This window comes from Brachybacterium sp. SYSU DS0246, from assembly GCF_059391765.1.
In genome coordinates, this window is sequence record NZ_JBZXYT010000034.1 from 1 (window position 1) to 23,206 (window position 23,206).

A 23,206-nucleotide genomic window follows, 5' to 3' on the forward strand; every position below is an offset into this window, starting at 1 on the left:
AACACCAGGGCCTCCTACGAATGTGCGCACCCCGGCCGCCCATCGACCAGGGTGATCCACGAGTCTTCATAGCGGGGCCCTGGGCCACAAGACCTCTCAACCCCGCCACCCTCATAGCGTCTGAGACGACGCCGCTCCCGCGGCGCCGTCCCTGTGGACGACCGGCTCAGAGGTTCGAATCGAGCCGGCCGTCGGCCAGAGCCGCCGCAAGCGTCGGCGTGACCGGCAGGCGGGGGATGAGCGTGGCCTGGAAGGCGTGGTAGATGTCCGGCTTGCCGGGCCACGTCACGCCCTGGGGCTCGTTGTCCGCATCGAGCTCGTGGAACCAGGAGCCGCCGTCCGCGTCGAGCAGATAGGTGGAGATGTACTCCCACCACTGCTCGTAGCGCTCGGCCCACACGCGATCGCCGGTGACCTGGTACATCACGGCAGCGGCGCCGACGGCCTCGGCCGCGACCCAGTGCATCCGCTCGCGGGCCACCGGGGTGCCGTCCCAGTCCACGGTGTAGACGAAGCCGGGCGCTCCGTCGGCGCCGAAGCTGGCGGCGGACTTCTCCATCAGCGCGGTGGCGGCCTCCAGCATCCACTCCGGCGCCTGCCCGTCGGCCGCGATCAGTGCGGCGCGCCCGTGCAGCACCAGGCGGGCCCACTCGATCCAGTGGCCGACGGTCGCGCCGTAGGGCCGGAAGGGGTGGTTCGGCTGGTCGCGGTTGTAGTCCAGCAGCGGGTTCCAGTCGGTGTCGTAGTGCTCCGGCAGGGCCCAGTCGTTGGCGCGGGCGAACTCGTCGATCGCGCGCGTCATGATGCCCACGGCGCGGTCCAGCCAGCGACGCTCACCGGTGACGTCGGCCGCCGCCAGCAGGGCTTCGACCGTGTGCATGTTCGCGTTGATCCCGCGGTACTCCTCGCACTCGGTGAAGGTGCGGTCGAAGGTATCGACGCTCATGCCGGCGGATTCCTCGAAGAACTTCTCGTCGAGCACCGCGAGGGCCTCGTCCAGCAGCTCCTGGGCACCGGGACGGCCGGCGGCGAGAGCGGAGGAGGCGGCCAGGACCACGAAGGCGTGCGCGTAGGCCTGCTTGGAGTCGTCGACGGGCTTGCCGTCGGCCACCGAGGCGAACCAGCCGCCATGCTCGGTGTCACGGAAGACGCCCCGCAGCGAGGCGACGCCGTGGTCGGCGAACCGGCCGAAGTCGGGCCGACCCAGCAGGTGGCCGAGGGCGAAGCTGTGCGTCATCCGGCAGGTGATCCACAGCTCCGAGGGGCGCGAGAGATCCGGGGCGCCGTCCTCGTCGAGCCAGGCGAAGCCGCCGTCCTCGCGGACCGATTCCGAGCCGAACACGAGCAGCTCATCGCCCTCGCCCTCCAGCCAGGTGCGGTGCGAGAGGCGGTCGATCCAGGGGGTGTGGGGGCCGGGCGCAGGGGTCACGGACGTCTCCTCGGTGAGTTCGAAGGTGCGGGACGCCTCCTGCGCCTGGGCCGTGGTCGGGCCCGGCTCGGCGGTCAGCAGCACCTGGCGGTAGTACTTCAGCTCCTGGATGGACTCGCGGATGTCGGCGAGGGCGCGGTGGCCGCCGTGCTTGGCGGGGATGTTGTAGTAGACGCGGGGGAACCAGCGCTTGGCGAGCTCCTTGAAGCTGGAGACGTCGATCGTGCGGTACGACAGCCAGCCCGCGAACACCGGCAGGTCGCGGTCCAGGAAGACGCGGTCGGTGCCGACGCTGTTGCCCGCCAGCGGTGCCTTGCCCGGCTCGGGGCAGAACTCCTGGACGTAGGCCAGACACAGCTCCTCGGCCTCCTCGAGGCTCATTCCGTTCTCGAGCTCGTCGATGAGTCCCGAGGTGGTGTGCATGTTCACCACGAAGGGATCCATGCCCTCGACAGCCTCGGCCGGAGGCTTGATGACGAGGTCGATGCCCTCGCCGAGGATGTTCAGATCGGCGTCGGTGACGAGGACGGCGATCTCGACGAGCGCGTCGCGCTCCCTGTCGAGGCCGGTCATCTCGCAGTCGACCCAGATGATGCGGTCGTTGATGGCGCGGGAGGAGGTGGATGTCACCGGACCACACTATCGCGGGCGCGCGAGGGCGGGTCGGCACTGCGACGGGCACGCCGACGGATCTCCTCGACCGCGCTGAGCACCAGCAGGACGGCGACCACCACCAGCAGCACCCACGCCTCGAAGATCACCGCGAGGGCAGCGGCGAGCACCAGCGCCAGGAGATAGACCACGTTCAGGACGCGGACGGAGACCCCGAGCAGGCGGGCCCCGAAGCGTCCCCGCAATAACCGGAGCGCGAGCAGGAGGGCGATGCCGCCGACCGTGAGGGCCTTGATGATCATGGGGGGCTCCTCGGGAGTCGAATGCTCGGGCTGATGCTCGGACGCTGGACGCGCCCGCCCGCTCGCAAGAGCTGCGCGGTGCCTCGACGCATCAAGCCATGGACCGTCCTCGAGCGTAGTCCTCCTTCGCCACGGTGCTGACATGGTGACGACGTCCGGTGCCGACCGGGCCCGACGGGCTGTGCGGTCGGAGATCTCCGTGGCTCTCGGGCACCCTTGACTTCAACCATTGTTCAACCCTCAGTGTGCGTCAGTGCATGAAGACGATCACCACGGAGGAGAGACGATGACACCCTTGATCCTGGTCACCGGCGCCACGGGAAACACCGGCCGGCACGTCGTAGCAGGGCTCCTCGCCGAGGGGTATCGCGTGCGAGCGCTGACCCGCGACCCGGAGCGAGCGGCTCTTCCTGAGGGGGCGGACGTCGTGGCGGGCGACGTGACGCGTCCCGCCGACGTGGCGGCCGCGGCGCGGGGCGCGACAGCCGCCTACCTGATCTGGCCGGGAACGGACGACGAGGCCGCCGGCGCGGGAGAGGTCATCGAGGCCCTGGCTCGTCGCGTCGGACGCGTCGTCTACCTGTCCGCGACCGAGGCGGAGGAGGGCGGCGTCTGGGGTGCAGTGGAGCGAGCCATCCGGGACTCGGTTCCCCAGTGGACCTTCCTGCGGGTCTCCGGGCTGGCGGTCAATGCCCTGGCGTGGTCCGACCAGATCCATCGCGGAGTCGTGCGGGCGCCGTTCGGCCGCATGCGCCGCTCGCTCGTCCACGAGCAGGACGTGGCGGCGGTTGCCGTGCGAGCTTTCGTCGACGACGGTCACGCGGGCCGCTCCTACGTCCTCACCGGACCGGAGGCGATCAGCCAGATCGACCAGGCCCGCGTCATCGCCGAGGAGGCTGAGCACGACGCCGTCTGGGAGGAGCAGACGGCGGCTGACGCGCGGCCCGCTCTGGCCGCAGAAGTGGGAGAGGACTTCGCCGACATGATCCTGGCGGCCTGGGCTGCAAGTGCCGACACTCCTGAACCGGTCTCGCAGGACGTCGCTCGGGTCCTGGGCAGGCCGCCGCTCACCTTCCGTCAGTGGGCGCGAGACCACCGCGCGGACTTCGCGGCATCCTGACCACACCCGACGTCGTGCCCGGCACACGGAGATGCTCGCGACGGTACGGGGCCAGATCGACGCGGTGGACGGCACCGCCATCGATGGTCAGCCTGACGGTGATCAGCGGGATGCCGCCGGGCGCGATCACCGCGCCGGGAACACCGTCGATGAGGAGCGGGACGCCCATGAGGATGCGGTGGCGGAACGAGCGGGTCTCCTTCGCGACGGCTCGCGCCCCGTGCACGACGGTCGGAGTCTGAGACGGAAGCAGAGTGCGATCTGCGACGCGCACGGCATCGGGAGCGAGGAGGCGGGTGAGCCGCTCGAGATCCCCACTGCCGGCCGCCTCGAGGAAGGCGGCCACGACGCGCGTGTGCTCCGCGTGCACGGCCGGATCCGCCGGCTGCTCGGGATCGATTCGATGACGAGCACGGCTGGCCAGCTTCTTCGCCGAAGCGGGTGAGGTCTCGAGCACCGAGGCCACCTGCTCGAAGGGGACGCCGAAGATGTCATGGAGGACCAGCGCGACGCGCTGGGGCGGGGTGAGCTGGGTGAGGACGACCAGCAGTGCCCGGGAGACGTCGTCGCGCCGGAGCGCGTGCTCCTCGGGCGCGAGCGCCTCGTCGGCGGGATCCTTCTCGGGCAGGGGAAGCTCCCGGTGGCGCCGCTGGGAGCGGAGATGGTCGAGAGACAGTCGCGCGGTGATCGTGGTCAGCCATCCCTGCGGGTTATGGATCTCAGCGGACTCGGCCCGTCGGGCACGCAAGTAGGCCGACTGCACGATGTCTTCCGCATCGTGCACGGAGCCGACGATGCGGAGGGCGACGGCGAGCAGATGGGGCCGAACGTTCTCGAAATCCTCGAGCATGGGTCACCTTTGTCGGGGGCGGGACGTCAGAAGGAGTGAGGAAGCCCCACCTGACGACCCCCACACGAAAGGCCTGACCATGACTCTACAGATCGTTCGCTTCCGACCTCACGCGAACCGTCTGGCGGACATCGAATCAGCGCTCCACGAGCTCTTCGTCGCCCTTGCTGCAGCTGCCCCGGACGGCGTGGAGTACACGGCCATCCGGGTAGGAGAACCTCCGGAGATACTGCTGCTGCTGGATCTGCGCGATGCCGCTGAGAATCCCCTGACCAGCCTGCCCGAGTCTCTGGCTGTCCGGGAGAGGATCGCCGACTGGGCCGGGCGACCGGTGCCGCCGCAACCGGCGACGGTTCTCGGGCACTACGAGGCATGAGCGCGCCATGCTGATCACGGTACTGAACGTCCTCCTGGTCGTGTGCCTCGCCGCGAACATCGCCATCGTCGTGGCGGATCTCCTTCCCGCGAAATTCGTGCTGGAGAACTCCGACGAGGTCGGCCTGAGCAGATCCGTGCTTCCCCTCCTCGCGGCTCTGAAGGCGGCCGGGGCTCTCGGCCTCGCCGTCGGGCTGGTCTGGCTGCCCTGGGTAGGCCTCGTGGCAGCCACCGGCCTGGTGCTGTTCTACGTCGGCGCCGTCTGGAGGCATGTGAGCGAGCGCGTGCTGCACAACATCGCGTCTCCGCTGGCCTACCTCACCCTCGCGGTCGCGGCGGCGGCACGCTTCACCCTCGGGTGAAGCTGCGGGGCGCCCCCAGCAGGACTCGAACCTGCAACCTACGGATTAGAAGGCCGTTGCTCTATCCATTGAGCTATGGAGGCTGACGGCCCCGGAGTCTACCGAGGATCCGACAGGCCGATCGTACGGACGAGCCCCACGGTGACCGGGGCAATGGTTGTCTGGTCACCATGGCGGAGAACACATCGGGCTCCCGGCGCCGGCAGCTGCAGGTGGCAGCTGTGCTGCTGCTGGTCCAGGGCGTCCTCATGGAGGCCTCCGCCGCCCTCGGCCTGCTGGCGCTGCTGGCCCTGCGCATCCCGCCGGAGGTGATCACGGAGCGCACCGAGATCTTCGCTCTCGCCTATCTCCAGGACAACCTCTCCTCGATGATGGCTCTCAGCGGAGTCTTCGCCGCGCTGCGGATCATCGGCGGCATCGCGCTGCTGCGGAACCGGCTCTGGGGGCTGGCGCTGTCGCTGGTCAACTGCGCGGTCACGCTGGTGCTGATGGTCCTGCTGCTGCCGGTGGGGATCGCCGACGGGGTCCTCTCCGGCGCCGCGCTGGTGCTGATCCTGCGTGGCTGGCTGGGCACGGACGAGGCGGGGGCACCGCGTCGGATCGTGCCCTGAGGGATCGTGCCGCTCAGGACTTGCGGTTGTAGATCACCATCGAGATCGGCCCGAACACGGCCACCAGGGCGGCGCAGTAGATGAGCACGGTCAGCAGCGACCCGCCGTCGTACGTCCCGCTCATCAGCTCACGCACGGTGCCGACCACCACGGAGATCGGGTTGACCTCGACGGCCGCCCGCAGCCAGCTCGGCATCGTCTCGGGGCTGACGAAGATGTTCGAGGCGAAGGTCAGCGGCATCAGGATGAACATCGAGACGCCCATCGCCGCCTGCTCGCTGCGCACCATCAGCGCGATCATCGTCCACACCCAGGACAGGCTGAAGGAGAACACCAGCAGCAGGGCGAAGGCCGCCAGCACCCCGATCAGTCCGCCGTCGGGACGGAATCCCATCACCACGCCCACCAGCAGGATGATCACTCCCGCCAGCGCGTAGCGCACCTGATCCCCGAGCAGCGCGCCCACCAGCTGCGAGGGCCTCCACACCGGCAGGGAGCGGAACCGGTCGAAGACTCCCTTGGAGATGTCACGGTTCAGGGTGAGCCCGGTGTACATCGTGATCATGATGAGGGTCTGGACGAAGATGCCCGGGATCAGGAACTGCACGTACTGACCCACCGACCCAGCCAGCGCCCCGCCGAAGATGTAGGTGAACATCACCGTCATCATGATCGGGAAGATCGTCACGTCGAACAGCTGCTCGGGGACGTGCTTGATCTTCAGCAGGGCACGCCAGCCGTAGGTGAGGCAGGCGCTGAGCGCCGAGGCGCGGCGGGGACGGTCCCCGGGGGCGACGAGGACGCTGCGGATCCGGTCCGGGGCCGTCGCGGTCGCGGTGCCCGGTGAGACGGTGGCCTGGTTCATGACGTGCTCACACTCTCCTCGTCGGCGCGGGTTCCGTCATCGTCGGTGCTGCGGGCTGTGTCGGCGTGCTCACCGGTGAGCGCCAGGAATACCTCGTCCAGGCTGGGATGGCCCAGAGCGAAGGACTCGACCTCGACATCGGACTCCTCCAGCGCTCGCAGTGCGCCGGCGGCGCCGCTGGTGGACTCCAGTCGCACCACCAGCGCCGAGGGATCCGGCTCCCGCGTGGCCTCCGCCGAGGTGGCGCGGGTGAGGACGTCGGCCGCCAGTTCCCGCTGCGCGGGGTCGGCGACCCGCACCTTCAGTGCCCCGGCGCCCACCTGGGCCTTCAGCTGTCCGGAGGTTCCCTCCGCGATCACGCGGCCGTGATCGATGACGGCGAGGCGGTCGGCGAGCTGATCGGCCTCTTCGAGGTATTGGGTGGTCAGAAGCACGGTCGTCCCGGCGGAGACCAAGGTGCGCACGATGTCCCACACTTGGTTGCGGCTGCGCGGATCGATCCCGGTGGTCGGCTCGTCGAGGAAGATCAGCTCGGGGGTGACCAGCAGGGACCCAGCGATATCGAGGCGGCGGCGCATCCCGCCGGAGTACTTCTTGACCTGGCGGCCGGCGGCGTCATCGAGACCGAAGGCGTCGAGCAGCTCGAGGCCGCGGGAGCGGGCGCGGCGATTGCTGTAGCCCAGCAGGCGTCCCAGCAGCATCAGGTTCTCGATGCCGGTGAGGTCCTCGTCCAGCGACGCGAACTGTCCCGTCAAGGCGATCTTCTCGCGCACGGTGCGGGCCTCGGCGACGACATCGTGGCCGAGCACCTGGGCGTGGCCGGCGTCGGGCCGCAGCAACGTCGCGAGCATGCGGATGGCGGTGGTCTTGCCGGCGCCGTTGGGGCCCAGCACCCCGTATACCCCACCGCGGGGGACGACGAGGTCGATGCCGTCCACCGCGACGTTGTCGCCGAACCGTTTGACCAGGCCCTCGGTGCGGATTGCTTCACGGTCGGCGTTCACGGGGGCGCCTCCTGGACGTGGACGTGGTCGGCGGGGGCGGACGAGGATGTGCTCGGCCCGGGCCGGCCAGTCCAGTGCTTTTCGGACATCGTGACCGCTCAGAGATACTCAGCGGCCGACGGTCGCTCTCCTACCGCCCGTGGAAGCGGAGGCTCTTGGGGGAGCGGGAGAAGCCGGCGCGCAACAGGGCGTCCACGGCTCGGCGGGACGCGGCGGTCTGCTCGGCCTCGGGGGCAGTGACGGCCACGCCATCGATCTTCTCGATCGCGACGCGTCCCAGGCGCCCCGCATCGGCCGCCTGCGCGAGGGCCGAGGCCGCCTCGTGCGCGCAGCCCTCGTCGTGCTCGAGCCACCACCGCAGCGACCTGCCACCGGCTTCGAGGTAGGCGGCCGCCCGGCCACGGACGATCACCACGTGCGCCCCGGCGCGACGCTGTGGCCGCCCCGCCGCGCGGGACTCCGGCCACGGGAGCACCGCGCCGAAGGGGTTCGCCGGATCCAGCGCGGAGAGGACCACCGTGGGGCCGCCGGGCTGGGCCGAGCGCAGTCGGTCCACGGCAGCGGCCTGGGCGAACTGGGCGGCGCCCAGGCCCTCGACGAAGTAGCCGCGGCGCACGGAGCCGGAGTCCTCGAGATCGGCCAGCTCGCGGAACACCGAGGACCAGCCGCCGGGGACACCCTCCTGGGTGACCGCGCCGCGGGTCAGCAGTCCGTGGCGATCGACCAGCAGGGCGACCCGTGCCGCACGGCGGGCCGAGGGGTCGACATCCGGGATCCGCACCGCGCTCCAGCGCCCCCGGGCGGCCGGTCCCGTCAGCGACGCCAGGGCCGAATCCTCGCTCTCCGCGCGCAGCAGGGAGGCCGACAGCCGGGCGGCACCGCGTCGGCCCCGCCGGGAGGCGGACCCGCCGCGGTGGCCGGGAGACCGAGCGGGCGCGGGACGGGAGGCGGCCTGCTGGCCCGGCAGCGCGGTGAGCGAATCAGGGGTCGCCAGGCCCGCCAGGGCCAGCTCCTCGAGCGCCGCGGCCACCTGGGCCAGCGACAGGGAGGAGTCATCCCCGCGCCGTCGGCGCACCGCGGCGGCCAGGTCGGACAGGCGCACCGGGCCGACGGCATCATCCAGCGCGTCCAGGACCAGTCGAGGAAGGGACCCCGCCTCCAGGGCGGCTCGGGCCCCGGCGATCTCCTCGCCATCGATCCCCAGCGCCATCGCGTCCGCGAGATGGAGCTTGACCAGAGGCTCTCGGGAGCCGCCGCCCCCGCGGGCGGTCAGGACCACCTCGCCGCGCGACAGGGACTCCTCGAGCAGACGCTGGGCGGAGGCCCCCAGTCGCACGGGCAGCAGATCCTCCCGCCACACGCTCAGCGGCGCCTCCAGTCCGGTGAGCTGGTCGATGACGTCCGCCAGCGCGTCCGCGGCAGCATCCGGGTCGGTTGCTGGGGTTGCTGGGGTTGCCGGCTCCCTCCCCACGCCGTGCCATCCCAGCGTGAAGGTGGCGAAGGTAGCGGGCGAGACGGGCGCGATGTCACGGCGGGAGGCGGCCAGCGAGGCCCGTCGGATCCGCCGCAGCACGTCGGCATCGACCCACTCCTCGCTCTCGCGGCCCGGGAGGAACCCGCCCCGGGAGAGCACCCGCCGCGCGGAGAGCTCCGCGAGGGTCGACCGCACGGTCTCGGGCGGCAGCGGAAGGTGCTCGATGAGTTCCTCGGCCGTGAACGGGCCGTGCGAGCGAGCCCACCGCGCCACGACCTGCACCGCGGCGTCCTCGACGGGGTCGAGCACCACCGGCGGCAGCTGTCCCTCAGCGCCGCTGGGCAGCACCTCGCTCCCGGCGGCGTCCCGCCACAGGCCTGCCTCCTCGACCAGGGCGAGATGCTCGTCGTCGTGCCAGTGCAGTCGCAGAATCCTGCCCGCCGCTTCGAGCTCCGCGACAGCGCCGCGGACGGTGGCGGGGTCGGGCGCGGGCGCAGCATCGGTATCGGAATCGGTATCGGAATCGGCAACCGGGCCGGTGCGCGAGAAGCGCGCGAGCACCTGCGCCTGGGTCAGCGGCCCCAGCCGGCGCAGGGCGTCGGCCAGATCCTCAGCGTCCCGGATCGCGCGCTCGGGGCTGAGCAGCTGCGCGTCCGCGCAGACGCGGGCGATCGCCTCCGGCACCAGCAGCTCGCGCAGCGACACGGTCCCCAGCAGCTCCGCCAGGACCGACTGATCCAGGGTCAGGGCCGCGGTGCGGCGCTCTGCCAGCGGGGCGTCGGCGTCGTAGATGAAGGTGCCCTCGTACCCGAACATCACGGCGCGGGCGATGGGGCTGGGCTGGTCGACGTCGACCTCGACCAGCTCGATGCGGCCGGCCTCGAGATCGCCGAGCAGAGCGGTCAGGGCCGGCACGTCGTACTCGTCCTGCAGGCACTCCCGCGCCGCCTCCAGCATCATCGGGAAATCCGGATGGTCCCGGGCGGCGTCCAGCAGGGTGGCCGAGCGCTGTCGCTGCTGCCACAGCGGCGCCCGCGAGGTCGGCACCCGGCGCGGCAGCAGCAGCGCCCGCGCCGAGCACTCGCGGAAGCGGGAGGCGAACAGGGCCGAGGAGCCTACGAGGTGGTGGACCGTCTGTTCGATGACGTCGGGGGAGAACAGCACCAGGTCCGCGGTCGGTGCGGCCGCACCCTGCGGCAGCCGCAGCACGATGCCGTCGTCCGTGGCGACGACCTGGACCTGCGAGCCGCCGGTCTCCCGCAGCCGGTCGCTGATCGCCAGTGCCCACGGGGCGGTGACCCGCCGGCCCAGCGCGCAGTGCACCACGATCCGCCAGTCGCCGAGATCGTCGATGAAGCGCTCGAGGACCAGGCGCCGGCTGCTGGGGATCACCCCGGCGGTCTGGTTCTGCCGCTCCAGCAGCAGGTGCACCTGGGCGCGAGCATGGGGATCCAGACCCAGGCCCGTCAGCGCCTGCTCGCGCTCGCCTGAATCCTGCTCGGCGAGCTCCTCGAGGTACTCGCCGATCGCCTGACCCAGGGTCGGGGGCCGGGTCGCGTTGTCGGCGTGCCAGAACGGGAGCCGCCCGGAGAACCCGGGCGCGGGGGAGACGGTGACCCGCTCATGGGTGATCTCCTCGATCCGCCAGCTCGAGGTGCCCAGCGTGATCACATCACCGCGGCGGGACTCATAGACCATCTCCTCGTCCAGCTCGCCGACCCGACGGGGCTGCTCCGCGCCGGCTTCGAGGAACACCGGGAACAGGCCGCGGTCGGGGATCGTGCCGGCGTTGGTGACCACCAGGCGCTGCACGCCGGGCCGGGCCGTCAGCACGCCCCGCTCGCGATCGTGGACCAGCCGGGGTCGCAGCTCGGAGAAGGCGGTCGAGGGGTATCGCCCGGTCAGCATGTCGACTACGGCATCGAACGCGCTGCGGGGAAGCTCCGCATAGGGATGGGCGGAGCGGACCACCTCCAGCCACCGACCGACATCCAGCTCGTCCAGGGCGGCGGCCGAGAGCGTGTGCTGGGCCAGCACATCCAGGGCGTTGCGAGGCACCTCCAGCGGCTCCAGCCGGCCCGCCGCCGCCTCGCGCACCATGAGCGCCGAGTGGACGACGTCCAGCGCATGCAGTGGATGCAGCCTCCCGCGGGAGACGTCGCCGACCCCGTGGCCGGCCCGGCCCACGCGCTGCAGCAGCGAGGCGACCGCGAACGGCGCGGAGACCTGCACGACGCAGTCCACCGCCCCCATGTCGATGCCCAGCTCGAGCGTGGAGGTGGCGACGACGCAGCGCAGCGACCCGGCCTTGAGCAGGTCCTCCGTCTGCCGGCGCGCCTCCTTGGACATGGAGCCGTGATGGACGCGGGCGATCTCGCCGGCCTCAGCGCTACCGCTGTCGCCCTCGAGGTCGGCACGTTCGAGGATCGCCTCGGGCTCGCTCGCGCGCAGCCGTCGATGCAGGAGGTTCAACCGCTCGGCGATCCGCTCGGCCTGACGCCGGGAGTTGGAGAAGACGATCGTGGAGCGGTGGGCCTCGACCTCGGCCAGGACGGCCCGCTCCACGTGCGGCCAGATCGTGCCGGAGACGTCCTCCTCGTCGACCGCGTCGGCCGGGGGAGCGACGTCGTCCATGTCCGGTACGGGCACCGTGACGCCGAGGTCCCACTGCTTGGCGCCCGGCGGGGAGACCACCCGTGCCCTGGTTCCGGCGGGGGAGAGGAAGCGAGCGACCTCCTCAGCGGGCTCCACCGTCGCCGAGAGGCCCAGTCGCTGCGGCCGACGGCGCTCGCCGGGCGCGTCGCCACCCGTGATCAGGGCATCCAGCCGCGCCAGGGACAAGGCCAGATGCACGCCGCGCTTGCTGCCGGCGACCGCGTGGACCTCGTCGAGGATGACGGTGTCCACGTCCATCAGCGTCTCCCGCGCGGCGGAGGTCAGCATGAGGAAGAGCGACTCGGGCGTGGTGATCAGGATGTCCGGCGGGTGCGCGATCAGCCGTCGCCGCTCGGAGGAGGTGGTGTCCCCGGAGCGCACGCCCACTCGAACCGGTGCCGCCTCGTGTCCGGAAGCCTCCGCCTGCGCGGCGATGCCGGCGAGCGGGCGGCGCAGATTGCGCTCGACGTCGACGCCCAGCGCCTTCATCGGGGAGATGTACAGGACCTGGGTGCGCTCTCTGCGCTGCTCCTCGGCCGACGGGGCGAACATGAGATCGTCCAGCGCGCGCAGGAAGGCCGCCAGCGTCTTGCCGGAACCGGTCGGTGCGATCACCAGGGCATCCTCGCCCGAGGCCACGGCGTCCCAGGCGCCCAACTGCACAGGGGTGGGCGCACCGAGATCCCGGGCGAACCATGCCCGCGTGGCCGGGTGCAGGCTCTCCGGCAGCTCGCGGTGCTGTGGTGCGTCGACCGACCTGTCGAACGTCCGGTCGGTGCCGGCGCCCTCCGCGCTCTGCACGGAGGGCGTGATCAGCCGCTGGTCATCGTCGCTCACCCGCCCATTGTCCCGCGGGCGGCTGCCGAGCGGAGCGGATCGAGGATGATCACGGCCCTGCCACAGGCGGCGAAAAGTGGAAGGATGAGAGGCGATGCGCTTCGAACGCGGAGCGCGCGAGCACGACCGAACGTCTACCGAAAGGGAACGACATGGCGGAATACACGCTTCCGGATCTCGATTACGACTACGGGGCTCTCGCGCCGTCCATCTCGGGGCAGATCATGGAGCTGCACCACTCCAAGCACCACGCGACCTACGTCAAGGGCGCGAACACGGCGCTGGAGCGTCTGGCGGCGGCCCGGGAGTCGGGTGACTTCACCTCGGTCAACCAGTTCTCCAAGGACCTCGCGTTCAACCTCGGTGGCCACACGAACCACTCGATCTTCTGGAAGAACCTCTCCCCGGAAGGTGGGGACAAGCCCACCGGTGAGCTGGCCTCCGCGATCGATGAGTACTTCGGCTCCTTCGATGCGTTCCGTGACCACTTCACCGCGGCGGCGCTGGGTATCCAGGGCTCGGGCTGGGCCGTGCTGGCCTACGAGCCGGCCGGTGGCAATCTGGTGATCGAGCAGTTCTACGATCAGCAGAACGGGGTGCCGGTGGCGACGATCCCGCTGTTCCAGCTGGATATGTGGGAGCACGCCTTCTACCTCGACTACCAGAACGTCAAGGCGGACTACGTCAAGGCGATCTGGGACATCGTGAACTGGGCCGATGTGGCCAAGCGGTTCGAGAACGCCCGCTCCAACGCCTCCGGTCTGGTCGTCCCCCAGGCCTGATCGCACGCGTCGATCCCGACGGATCGACACACCATCGCCGGCGGCCGGTCCCCACAGCGGGGCCGGCCGCTTCGCATGGGCGGCGTCTGCCTGCGCGCGGTTCCGACGAAGATCGAGCCGGCCGGCGTGGCCGGCGCCGCCACCGTTCCTCCCCATGGCCGCTTCGTCCACAGAACCGGCGGAGCACTGGAGGTCAGCGGAGGTCGCGGCAACGCTGGGGAGGGTCGGCACGGAGCCGACGCCGGGACGTCCCCGGAACCTCAGGAAGGACATCACCATGCGCGACCTCAACACAGTTCTCATGGGCAATGCCACCGCTGACCCCAGCGAGCGGCTCCAGAGCGACGGCAGCGTCACCGCGATCGTGCGCATCGCGGTGACCGGCCGCTACTACGACTCGACCAAAGGCGACTTCACCGACCGCAAGACGGAGTTCATCTCGGTGTTCGCACGCCGGGCGCTGGCCCGCAATCTCATGCGATCGGTGAGCAAGGGCCATCCGCTGGTGGTCTCCGGCCGCCTCGGCAGCTCCGAATGGACGGCGGAGGACGGCACGATCCGTCACTCCCTGACGCTCCAGGCCGAAGCCATCGGCCACGACCTCACCTTCGGGACGGCTTCGTTCACCCGGCCGCTGAAGAACAGCGACATTCCCGACCACGACCCGCACACCGGCGAGATCGCCTCCGAGGCCGTGGACGACGCGGACGTGGATTCGGCGCTGACCGGGGAGGCACCAGTGGAGGGGGCGTTGACGACCGCCTCCTGACGTCGCCGCCTCTCGAGGCCGGCGCTGTCCGAAGCAGTTCGTGGGAAGGAGCTCAGGCGTCGGAGGTCAACGTCTGCACCAGAGCCGCAGAGAGGTCGGGGAGCAGCGCGGCGCCGAGGACATAGCCCTCCTCGTCGCCGCGGTGCACCGCCGACCACGTGGTGCCATCGGCCAGCGCTGCGACCACCACGCGCAGGGGGCGCCCCGCGGGGAGCTCGGTCTCGCCGACCCCGTCGCGCAGCGCCCACGCACTGGGCGCCAGGTCGCACGCCAGGGCTCCGCCTGCTGCCAGGTCCGGCCACTGCACCTCTTGCAGCGCGGCGAGGGGGTCCTGTCGCGGCGCCGAGTCCGCCGGCTCACCCGTGGGGCCCTCGTCGAGATCGATCGGTGTCAGGTGCAGGTCATCAGGGGCGTCCGCGCCGGCGCCGTCGGCGCCCAGCAGTGCTGCGAGGGCGGGCGAGGCCGCCGTCAGCTCCGCACTGCGGGCCAGGGCGAAGAGCCTGGGAGCGGGAAGGGGCTCAGCCTCGAGATGGCGGGCCACCTCGAGGACCGCGGCGGCGAGGGCGGCCGTGGGAGCATCGAGCGGGTCCGCGTCGGGAGTCGTCATCGGATCGAGAGGTCCCTTACAGCTTCGGCCTGACAGAATAGAGGGGTCACCGCCATGAGCGGCGGCGCCCACTGTACCCGGAGACCCGACGTTGCTCCCTGCGTAGCTGCAGGTGGTGCCGCCGGCTCCGACCCCGAGGCACCCGAGGTTATCCGTGAGTTTCTCCGCCCCATTCGGCGACATGCCCCGGCCGCGCCCGCGCCCGGCTTCCGACCCGAACACGACGGACCGGCGGAGGATCTCCCCGTTGGCGATCGCCGCGATCGCGGTCGCGGCCCTGATCCTGCTGCTGCTCATCGCATCGGAGCTGTGGACGAAGTATCTCTGGATGGATCAGCTCGGCTTCACCAGCGTGCAGGTCGTCCGCTGGGTCACGCAGGGCATCCTGTTCGTGCTCGGGTTCCTCGTGTTCTCGGTGCCGCTGTTCCTGAGCCTGCGGATGGCCTACACCAAGCGTCCGGTCTACCCGCCGGTCACGCGTGAGCAGGAAGCCCTCGAGCAGTTCCGCTCCGCGGTCGATCCTCTGCGCCGCGGCGTGACCATCGCAGCACCGCTGATCATCGGGGCATTCGGCGGGCTGGCGGCCTCGCGCGGCTGGCAGGACGTCCAGCTGTTCCTGCATCCCCAGCCCTTCGGCGAGGTCGATCCGATCTTCGCCAACGACATCTCGTTCTACGTCTTCACGCTGCCCGTGATCGACATGATCATCAACTTCGGCAGGTTCGTCCTGCTGGTGACGATCGTGGGCGCGGTCATCGGCCACTTCATCTACGGCGGCGTCGCCTGGGGGCAGGAGAGCGGGCTCGAGGTCACGCGCGCCGCGCGCCGGCACCTCGGTGTCCTGGCCGCGATCTACGTGCTGATCCTCGGTGCGGGGCACTGGTTCCAGCGCTATGACCTGCTGACCGCCGAGCACGACCGCTTCCACGGTGCCTCGTACGCCGACGAGAACGCCATCCTGCCCGCACAGACCATCCTGGCGATCGCCGCTGTGGCGGTCGCGGCCCTGTTCGTGCTGTGGATCTTCCGGTCCGACTGGCGGATCCCCGCGATCGGCGCCGGCCTGATGATCCTGTCCACGCTGGCCGTGGGGAACCTCTATCCCTGGGCCATCCAGCAGTTCCAGGTCCAGCCCAACGAGCGTGCGCTGGAACAGCCCTTCATCCAGCGCAACATCGACGCCACCCGCGCCGCGTTCGACATCGACGACGTCAACGAGGTCTCCTACACCGCGACCACCGACGCCGAGCCGGGCGCTCTGCGCGAGGACGCCTCGACCACCGCGCAGATCCGCCTGATGGACCCCAACATCATCTCGCCCACGTTCGAGCAGCGCGAGGCGAACCGTCGCTACTGGGGCTTCGACGACGTGCTCAGCGTGGACCGCTACGAGATCGACGGCGAACTGCAGGACACCGTCATCGGCGTGCGTGAGCTGCGACCGGACAAGTTCGGTCTCAACGAGCGCTCATGGGTGGATCAGCACATCATCTACACCCACGGCTACGGCACCGCCGCCGCCTATGGCAACCAGCGCAACGCCGATGGAGAGCCCAGCTTCCTGCAGTCCGGTGTGCCCGGCGATGGCGCCTTCGGCGACTACGAGGAGCGGGTCTACTTCGGCCGTCACTCTCCGGACTACTCCATCGTCGGCGCCCCCGAAGGCCATGAGCCCGAGGAGTTCGACTACCAGTCCGGGACCGATGACGAGGAGGGCGGAGACCAGGTCTACAACACCTTCCAAGGTGATGGCGGCCCCTCCGTCGGCGGCTTCTTCAACCAGCTGCTGTACTCGATCAAGTTCCGCGATCCCAACATCCTGATCTCGGGGTACCTCAACGAAGAGTCGCAGATCCTCTACGACCGCGACCCGCAGGAGAGGGTCCGCCAGGTCGCGCCGTTCCTCTCGCTGGACTCCCAGATGTACCCGGCCGTCGTGGACGGGGAGATGGTGTGGGTCATCGATGGGTACACGACCACCGACGAGTACCCGTACTCCCAGTCCGCCGAGCTGGACGGGGTCGTCGATGATTCGCAGACCAACCCCAACGAGACCGCAGCTGCGCGTGACCGCGAGGCGAACTACATGCGCAACGGCGTCAAGGCGACGGTCAACGCGTTCGACGGGTCGGTGACCCTGTACTCCTGGGACACCGAGGACCCGATCCTCAAGGCGTGGTCCGAGGTGTTCCCCGATGCCCTCCAGCCCGCCTCGGAGATCAGTGGTGAGCTGATGAGCCACCTGCGCTACCCGGCGGACTACTTCAAGGCACAGCGCGAGATGCTCTCGAAGTACCACGTCACCGACGCGGACGACTTCTTCGGCCAGCAGGACTTCTGGCAGGTCTCGCCGGATCCGACCGTTCCGGCTCCGGAGAATCCGGATGGCAGCTCCGGCGAGCAGCCCGCCCAGCCGCCGATGTACCTGTCCATGCAGATGCCCAACGCGGATGAACCCAGGTTCACGCTCTCCTCGAGCTATATCCCGACAGAGGGCCAGAACGTGCTCACGGGCTACCTGGCGGTGGATTCCGAGACCGGCAGCACGGAGGGCAACCCTGCGGACTCCTACGGTGACAAGACGCTGCTGGTGCTGCCCGCCTCGAACCCGGTCAACGGGCCGGGGCAGGTGCAGGCCACGTTCAACGCCGAACCGAACGTCTCCCAAGCCCTGAACCTGCTGAAATCGGGCAACTCCGAGGTGATCAACGGCAACCTGCTCACCCTGCCCGTCGGCGGCGGTCTGCTGTACGTCCAGCCGGTGTTCCTGCAGTCCTCCGCCTCCGGCGGCGGCACGCAGTACCCGCTGCTGCAGATGGTGCTGGTCTCCTTCGGCGACAAGATCGGCTTCGCCCCGACGCTCGACGAGGCCCTGGATCTGGTCTTCGGCGGTGATTCCGGCGCCACCGCCGGCGATGCCGAGGTCACCGACCCCGACGGTGTCGCCGGTACCGCCGACACCGAGACCGGCGAGGGCACGGTCGAGACGCCGGACGGCGAGGAGGCGCCGGCGGACGGCGAGGAGCCCCCGGCCGACGAGGAGCAGCCCGCAGACCAGGGAGGCTCCGCCCAGGAGCGTCTCGACCAGGCCCTGGCGGATATGGACGCCGCCGTGAAGGACTCGGAGGAGGCCATGGCAGCGGGGGACTGGGCGGCCTACGGCGAGGCCCAGGAGCGCGTCGCCGACGCCCTGCAGCGCGCGGTGGAGGCCAACGAGGAGCTCGGCGGGTCCGGCGTCCCGGCTCAGCCGTCCGATGGCGGGGGCGGCTGATCGCCGGCTCCTGACTCCTGCCTGATCAGGACGCCCGATCGCTCCGGTGCCATGCCGCTGCGGTCGGGCGTTCTGACGTTCGCCCAGGTGAACGGGCCATGAACGTGTGATGGCACACGTTGGACGGCGATGAGTTGGACGGCGGCGGGCGGTGCCCGTAAAGTTATGGATGTCGCCGCGGGGTGGAGCAGTTCGGTAGCTCGCCGGGCTCATAACCCGGAGGTCGTAGGTTCAAATCCTGCCCCCGCTACGAGATAGGGCCCCTGGTCCGGTGGAAACACCGACCAGGGGCCCTTGTGCTGTGCCCTCGAACGGCACCGCAGGTCAGCACGTGGGGTTTATAGGCCAAAATGTGTGTATGGCGTCGGCGTGTCGGGGCTGGTCATCGGGGTGATCGGCCGGCCCATCCGCGTTGGATGCCGTTGCCGTCTTCCCAGGAGAAGTTGGTGCCCAGGGTTGGGCCTGGCTCGGGTTCGGGAGTGAATTTCGGGCGCGGGGGCGGTGGGTTCCAGTGCTCGGGCCGAACCAGCGTCCACGGGTCGCGGGGCGTGGCGGTGAGGCTGTCCAGCAGCCAGTTCACGGCCTGACGGGCATGCGGGGTGGGCATCCCGCGGTGGTTGCGCAGCAGGTCCTTGATTGCTTTGTTCGGTCCGCCTTCGAGTGGGGACGTGGTCCGTGCCAGCGGCTGGGTCTCGGTGGCCAGCTCGAGCCAGGCGAAGAGGTTCTCGTTGCTGATCAGGCCGCGAAACAGTGCCCGCACGGTGCGCAGCTCGCGGTGGGTGTACCACCACTGTCGCTGCTCGGGCACCCCGCGGGGCCGGACGATGCCGCGGCGCGCGTAGGTGCGGTGGCGCAGGAACTGGTCCCATCCTGCTTCCCATGAGGCGTAGGCGCCCATCCAGGCCGCCGCTTGATCCAGGTCTTCCACTTTCATCAGCGCCCTGGTCAGGGCGAGGATCTGGCGTCCGGCATCGAGGCGGGGGCTGAGGGTGGTGTGGCGCCGGACGGCTTGGAAGATGTGGAAGTAGCAGCGCTGGACCCGGGTGGTCTCCCAGTGCTCGCGCAGGGCTGCGTGCAGCCCGGTGCCGCCGTCGATGACGACCATCCGTGGGGCGGGCCAGCGCTGCAGGATCTGAGCCCAGGCGACCTTTTTCTCCCGGTCGCACCACTGCCAGTCAATGACGTGGTCCCCGTCGGTCGCGACCAGCAGGCACCAGTTCTGGAAGTAGGTGCCATCGAGCATCACCACGTCATGGATCTCGCCGGTCGCCGCCGGTGGAGGCACCTCGATACGCCAGCACCAGGCGGTCTTGCGGCGAAACGAGCGACCGCTGCCGGCCAGATCGCTCGGGTCCCGGCCGCGCAGCAGCCAGTCCAGGAACCACTCGAGCTCGGCCTTGCGCGTGATGTCGCCGCGGGACTGCGTCGCTGAGGAGCCGCAGTCGCGACAGCGCCATCGGGTCCGTCCCGAGGTGGTGGTGCCGTTCTTGACCAGCACCAGACCGCATACACGACAGACAGGGCGATTGCGAGGACGAGACACCGAACATGCTTCCAGAGCATGTCAAAGCCCCCATCACCCCAGGTCAATCACCAGAAACCGGCCGATCTATACACACATTTTGGCCTATAACCCGCACGTGGCTCTGGCAGGATGTCGACCATGACGACGCCATCTCTGCCCGAGCCCCGGACCCTGCTCTTCATCGGCGACTCCATCACCGACTGCCAACGCCGCGAGGATCCCGAGGAGCTGGGATACGGCTACGTACGCCTGATAGCCGAGCACTTCGCCGCCCACGAGCCCACAGCCCGGGTCATCAACCGCGGGATCGGCGGGCACAAGGTCGCGGACCTCGTCGGCCGCTTCGGTCCGGACTGCCTCGACCTCGATCCGGACGTCGTCACGATCTATGTCGGTGTCAACGATGCCTGGCACCGCTTCACCCGGGGCGAGGAGATCACGCCCGAGGAGTTCGAAGAGGGCTACCGCTTCCTGCTCGACCAGCTCTCGGCCACCCGGCCCGCCGTGCCGGTGCTGCTGGTGATCCCGTTCGTCGTCGACGTCGACGAGGACAAGACGATCATCCACACGGACCTGGACGTGAAGGTCCGGATCATCCGCGATCTCGCCCGCGAGTTCGGCCATGCCGTCGTCGACCTCGAGGCGGTGCTGCAGCGCGCCTGGAGCGTCGGTCACACCCCGCTCAGCATCGCCGAGGACGGCGTGCATCCCACGATCGCCGGGCACCGACTCATCGCCGACGCCTGGCTGGAGACGTTCGCCCAGGTCGATACGGCCCGCCGCTGACAGCACCCGTCCGAACCGGTCGCGTCCTCAGCGCAGCGGCGGCGTCACGTCCAGCGAGAGGAAGCCGCGGCGGAAGGTGCGGGCGTCGACCACCAGCAGCCGGCCCGGCCGCACCGGGTTGCGCAGCCGCACGTGTCCGCTGCGGGGATCGGCGCCCACCACCGCGAACACGTGGTTCGGCGGCAACCGGCCGTGGGCGGTGGTGACGAGCCCGCTGAGCGGATGCGTAGAGGCGGCGACCGCCCTGCCCTCGTCGGTCCAGGCCGCCAGCTGGGCGGCAGGCGGCAGGCGCAGCAGCGTCCGCACTCGCATCCCCAGCAGCAGTTCGAACCCGAAGCGCGCGAAGCCGCGCTGGATGTAGCCGTAGCCGCCGGCCACATACGCGGTGATCGCCTTCTCCAGGGCGCCCGCCCAGCCAGGATTCGCACCGTCGCGCCTCGCGTAGAGGAACTCGCCGGCGTCGTCGACGGGCATCATCCGATCCACGCGGATCGGGTGGCCCAGCGCGGGAAGATGCACCTCGACAGTTCCGTCGGGCAATGCCGACAGCAGCTGGGCGAGACGCTCCGGGGCGGTCTCGTGGATCGCCAGCATCGCGGCGAGCAGCCAGCAGTCCCCGAGGCGTCCCTGCCGGGGCCGCAGCAGACGCGGGGGAGCCAGGGGACCGGTGTCCTGCCTCCATCCGGCGGCGCGGGGACCGAGGCCGGGTGTTGCCGGCACATATGCCTCGCGCGCCCGCCCGGTCAGGGCGAGCGCGCGAAGGGTGCGGCGCCAGGTCCGCACGCGGGGCCGCGAGTCGGGCACCATCAGGATCGCGCCCGGTGGGATGCCCGCGGTCTCGTACGGTCCTCGGCGATCAGTGGGCCTCGGCGGGGACGATCTTCTGCCCGGTGTGCTCCATGACCTCGTGGAACCAGGGCTGGGAGATGTCGAAGGCCTTGTGGCCGGCGATGCGCTCGAACTCGATCGCGCGCAGCACGTCCCCGTTGCCCTCGTCGTGGCCGATCACGCCGGAGCCGCCCTCGAGGGCGGTCTGGACGGCGAGGTCGGTCATGGACTTGATCAGGCGCAGGTCCTCGGCGTTGGCCTTGGCCGAGCGGGAGAAGTAGCCGGACTTCTGGACCATGACCTTCTCGGCGCCGAGCTTGGCGGCGAATTGGTCGGCGAACCACTGGCCGGGGTTGATCTTGTCGATCTTGACGTGGCCGAAGGGGTCCTTCTCGGGCTCCACGCCGCGGGCCTGCATCTCGGCGATGATCTCCGGGATGCCGGCGCCCTCGGAGAGGAAGATGTTCACGCAGCCGACCTCGTCCATGACGCCCCTCAGCCGCTCGGCCTCGGCGTCGATGTCCAGCGCCAGCTCGGGCAGGAACACCGCGTGGACGTCCCAGCGCTCGGCGCGGTGGCCGATCGAGGGCAGCCACTCCTGCTGGGCGTGCCAGCGCTGGTAGAAGCGTGCGGCCTCGGCGGTGAGGTACCCGCAGGCGCGGCCCATGATCTCGTGGACGATGAGCATGCGCGGGTTCGAGCCGTGCTCGGCGATGACGTTCTGGGCGAAAATGCTGGTCTGCTCGGCGGCGCTCTGGGCGCCGAGGGACTGGCGGATCGGCACGATGTCGTTGTCGATCGTCTTGGGCAGGCCGACGACCTGGAGGTCGTGGCCGTTGTCGTGGAGGTACTTCGCCAGGTCCGCGGCGGTGGTGTTGGTGTCGTCGCCGCCGATGGTGTGCAGGACGTCGACGCCGTCCTCCTGGAGCTTGGTGGCGGCCACCTCGAGGGCGTCCTGGCCCTCCTCGATCAGGCCGCGCTCGACGAGGTTCGCGGTGTTGGTGAGCTTGACGCGGGAGTTGCCGATGGGGGAGCCGCCGTAGTTGTGCAGCAGGCCCGCCTTGGCGCGCACCTCGTCATCGACGACGATCTTCTCCCCGGTCAGCAGACCCCAGTAGCCGTGCTTGTACGCGATGATCTCGACATCGGGCACCAGCTCGTTGTAGCGCTCGATGAGGCCGCCGACGGCGGAGGACAGGCAGGGGGCATAGCCACCTGCGGTCAGCAGGGCGACGCGCTTGACGGTCATGGAGAGGGGGTCCCTTCACGGTTCGGGGTCACGACTCGACGAGTCTACCGATGCCCGGCCCCTCCGCCGCGCGGCGTCCGTCCCCTCAGACGGCCTCGGCGGCGAGCGCGGTGAGGATCTCCTCGTGCAGCAGCCCGTTGGTGGCCACGGCGTTGCCGCCGAAGGGACCGTCCTCGCCGTCCAGCGAGGTGAATCGCCCGCCCGCCTCGGTGACGATCGGCGCCAGGGCGACCATGTCGTGCAGAGCGAGCTCGGGCTCGCAGGCGACGTCGACAGCGCCCTCGGCGACCAGCATGTACGACCAGAAGTCGCCGTAGGCGCGGGTGCGCCAGAAGCGCTGCATGAGGTTGAGCATCTGCGGGAGCCGGTCGCGCTCGGCCCAGCCGTGCAGGGAGGAGTAGGACAGCGAGGCCTCCTCCAGCCGGTCGATGCCGGAGACGCTGAGCCGGGTGGCGCTGTTGATCCGCGAACCGGTCCACGCCCCGGCGCCGGTGCCTCCCCACCATCTGCGGCCGAGCGAGGGGGCGGAGACGAGGCCGACGACGGGCCGGCCGTCCTCGATCAGACCGATCAGGGTTCCCCACACCGGGACCCCGCGCACGAAGTTGCTGGTGCCGTCGATGGGGTCGATGACCCACTGGCGCGGTGAGGAACCGGTGGTGCCGAACTCCTCGCCGATCACCTGGTCCCGGGAGCGGGCACGGGCCAGCTGCGCGCGCACCAGCTGTTCGGCGGCCTTGTCGGCGTCGGTGACCTCGGTGAGATCGGGCTTGGTGGTGACCTCGAGATCCTGCGCCTTGAAGCGGGACAGCGTCAGCTGGTCCACAGCATCGGCGAGCACATGGGCGAGGCGCAGGTCGTCGGCATAGCGGCTGGACATGGAGCCCACCCTA

Annotated in this window: 19 protein-coding genes and 2 tRNA genes; 9 read left to right on the forward strand and 12 right to left on the reverse strand. The window is 70.1% G+C overall.

The features are described from left to right. Positions 1 to 166: 166 nt before the first annotated feature. Together orn and AC5020_RS14555 are read right to left on the reverse strand one after the other, a co-directional pair. Positions 167 to 2,059, reverse strand: a complete 1,893-nt coding sequence (gene orn / locus AC5020_RS14550) for an oligoribonuclease (protein WP_464988793.1) — start codon at positions 2,057 to 2,059, stop codon at positions 167 to 169. Further along, on the reverse strand, positions 2,056 to 2,343 hold the full coding sequence (locus AC5020_RS14555; RefSeq protein ID WP_464988794.1) for a hypothetical protein: 288 nt from the start codon (positions 2,341 to 2,343) through the stop codon (positions 2,056 to 2,058). The genes orn and AC5020_RS14555 overlap by 4 nt, the downstream gene beginning before the upstream one ends. Before the next feature lie 286 nt (positions 2,344 to 2,629). Between AC5020_RS14555 and AC5020_RS14560 the strand changes: the two genes are divergently transcribed. Continuing rightward, positions 2,630 to 3,463, forward strand: a complete 834-nt coding sequence (locus AC5020_RS14560) for an SDR family oxidoreductase (RefSeq protein ID WP_464988795.1) — start codon at positions 2,630 to 2,632, stop codon at positions 3,461 to 3,463. On the opposite strand, the gene AC5020_RS14565 is transcribed toward AC5020_RS14560, so the two are convergent. Beyond that, on the reverse strand, positions 3,411 to 4,313 hold the full coding sequence (locus AC5020_RS14565; protein ID WP_464988796.1) for a sigma-70 family RNA polymerase sigma factor: 903 nt from the start codon (positions 4,311 to 4,313) through the stop codon (positions 3,411 to 3,413). The genes AC5020_RS14560 and AC5020_RS14565 overlap by 53 nt on opposite strands. A gap of 79 nt (positions 4,314 to 4,392) precedes the next feature. On the opposite strand from AC5020_RS14565, the gene AC5020_RS14570 reads away from it, so the two are divergent. Together AC5020_RS14570 and AC5020_RS14575 are read left to right on the forward strand one after the other, a co-directional pair. Beyond that, the gene (locus AC5020_RS14570; RefSeq protein WP_464988797.1) at positions 4,393 to 4,689 is read left to right on the forward strand and encodes a hypothetical protein; all 297 of its coding nucleotides are present in this window, start codon (positions 4,393 to 4,395) and stop codon (positions 4,687 to 4,689) included. A gap of 7 nt (positions 4,690 to 4,696) precedes the next feature. After that, positions 4,697 to 5,050, forward strand: coding sequence for a DoxX family protein (locus tag AC5020_RS14575; RefSeq protein WP_464988798.1), 354 nt, complete (start codon positions 4,697 to 4,699; stop codon positions 5,048 to 5,050). A gap of 10 nt (positions 5,051 to 5,060) precedes the next feature. On the opposite strand, the gene AC5020_RS14580 is transcribed toward AC5020_RS14575, so the two are convergent. Beyond that, positions 5,061 to 5,133, reverse strand: a tRNA-Arg gene (locus AC5020_RS14580). Positions 5,134 to 5,220: 87 nt separating this feature from the next. On the opposite strand from AC5020_RS14580, the gene AC5020_RS14585 reads away from it, so the two are divergent. Continuing rightward, entirely contained in the window at positions 5,221 to 5,661 is a 441-nt protein-coding gene (locus tag AC5020_RS14585) for a hypothetical protein (protein WP_464988799.1), read from the forward strand. Between the two features lie 13 nt (positions 5,662 to 5,674). On the opposite strand, the gene AC5020_RS14590 is transcribed toward AC5020_RS14585, so the two are convergent. The 3 genes from AC5020_RS14590 to AC5020_RS14600 all read right to left on the reverse strand — a co-directional run bounded on the left by AC5020_RS14590 (position 5,675) and on the right by AC5020_RS14600 (position 12,496). Beyond that, complete coding sequence (locus AC5020_RS14590) at positions 5,675 to 6,526, reverse strand: ABC transporter permease (protein ID WP_464988800.1); 852 nt, start codon at positions 6,524 to 6,526, stop codon at positions 5,675 to 5,677. Further along, positions 6,523 to 7,530, reverse strand: a complete 1,008-nt coding sequence (locus tag AC5020_RS14595) for an ATP-binding cassette domain-containing protein (RefSeq protein WP_377017571.1) — start codon at positions 7,528 to 7,530, stop codon at positions 6,523 to 6,525. Before AC5020_RS14595 ends, AC5020_RS14590 begins: the two co-directional genes overlap by 4 nt. Positions 7,531 to 7,660: 130 nt before the next feature. Further along, positions 7,661 to 12,496 carry a DEAD/DEAH box helicase gene (locus tag AC5020_RS14600; RefSeq protein WP_464988801.1) on the reverse strand — a complete coding sequence of 1,612 codons (4,836 nt, stop codon included), beginning with the start codon at positions 12,494 to 12,496 and terminating at the stop codon, positions 7,661 to 7,663. Positions 12,497 to 12,648: 152 nt separating this feature from the next. On the opposite strand from AC5020_RS14600, the gene AC5020_RS14605 reads away from it, so the two are divergent. Together AC5020_RS14605 and AC5020_RS14610 are read left to right on the forward strand one after the other, a co-directional pair. Then, positions 12,649 to 13,278: a superoxide dismutase gene (locus AC5020_RS14605; protein ID WP_464988802.1), complete on the forward strand. Its 630-nt coding sequence runs from the start codon at positions 12,649 to 12,651 to the stop codon at positions 13,276 to 13,278. A 277-nt stretch (positions 13,279 to 13,555) separates the two neighbouring features. Next, positions 13,556 to 14,047, forward strand: coding sequence for a single-stranded DNA-binding protein (locus tag AC5020_RS14610; RefSeq protein WP_464988803.1), 492 nt, complete (start codon positions 13,556 to 13,558; stop codon positions 14,045 to 14,047). A gap of 52 nt (positions 14,048 to 14,099) precedes the next feature. On the opposite strand, the gene AC5020_RS14615 is transcribed toward AC5020_RS14610, so the two are convergent. Continuing rightward, a complete protein-coding gene (locus AC5020_RS14615; RefSeq protein ID WP_464988804.1) occupies positions 14,100 to 14,654 on the reverse strand; it encodes a PPA1309 family protein in 555 nt (184 codons plus the stop codon). Between the two features lie 181 nt (positions 14,655 to 14,835). Between AC5020_RS14615 and AC5020_RS14620 the strand changes: the two genes are divergently transcribed. Together AC5020_RS14620 and AC5020_RS14625 are read left to right on the forward strand one after the other, a co-directional pair. Next, positions 14,836 to 17,925, forward strand: a complete 3,090-nt coding sequence (locus AC5020_RS14620) for a UPF0182 family membrane protein (RefSeq protein WP_377017625.1) — start codon at positions 14,836 to 14,838, stop codon at positions 17,923 to 17,925. Between the two features lie 176 nt (positions 17,926 to 18,101). Beyond that, positions 18,102 to 18,175, forward strand: a tRNA-Met gene (locus AC5020_RS14625). Positions 18,176 to 18,307: 132 nt separating this feature from the next. Here AC5020_RS14625 and AC5020_RS14630 read toward each other — a convergent pair. Further along, positions 18,308 to 19,468, reverse strand: a complete 1,161-nt coding sequence (locus tag AC5020_RS14630; protein WP_464988806.1) for an IS1249 family transposase — start codon at positions 19,466 to 19,468, stop codon at positions 18,308 to 18,310. A gap of 120 nt (positions 19,469 to 19,588) precedes the next feature. On the opposite strand from AC5020_RS14630, the gene AC5020_RS14635 reads away from it, so the two are divergent. Next, the gene (locus AC5020_RS14635; RefSeq protein ID WP_377017580.1) at positions 19,589 to 20,236 is read left to right on the forward strand and encodes an SGNH/GDSL hydrolase family protein; all 648 of its coding nucleotides are present in this window, start codon (positions 19,589 to 19,591) and stop codon (positions 20,234 to 20,236) included. Positions 20,237 to 20,263: 27 nt separating this feature from the next. Here AC5020_RS14635 and AC5020_RS14640 read toward each other — a convergent pair whose 3' ends face one another. From AC5020_RS14640 to AC5020_RS14650, 3 genes are all read right to left on the reverse strand, one after another. After that, positions 20,264 to 20,956, reverse strand: coding sequence for a C2 family cysteine protease (locus AC5020_RS14640; RefSeq protein ID WP_464988807.1), 693 nt, complete (start codon positions 20,954 to 20,956; stop codon positions 20,264 to 20,266). 136 nt (positions 20,957 to 21,092) lie between these two features. After that, the gene (locus AC5020_RS14645) at positions 21,093 to 22,313 is read right to left on the reverse strand and encodes a pyrophosphate--fructose-6-phosphate 1-phosphotransferase (protein ID WP_464988808.1); all 1,221 of its coding nucleotides are present in this window, start codon (positions 22,311 to 22,313) and stop codon (positions 21,093 to 21,095) included. A gap of 85 nt (positions 22,314 to 22,398) precedes the next feature. Beyond that, complete coding sequence (locus AC5020_RS14650) at positions 22,399 to 23,193, reverse strand: inositol monophosphatase family protein (protein ID WP_377017587.1); 795 nt, start codon at positions 23,191 to 23,193, stop codon at positions 22,399 to 22,401. Positions 23,194 to 23,206 lie beyond the last annotated feature (13 nt).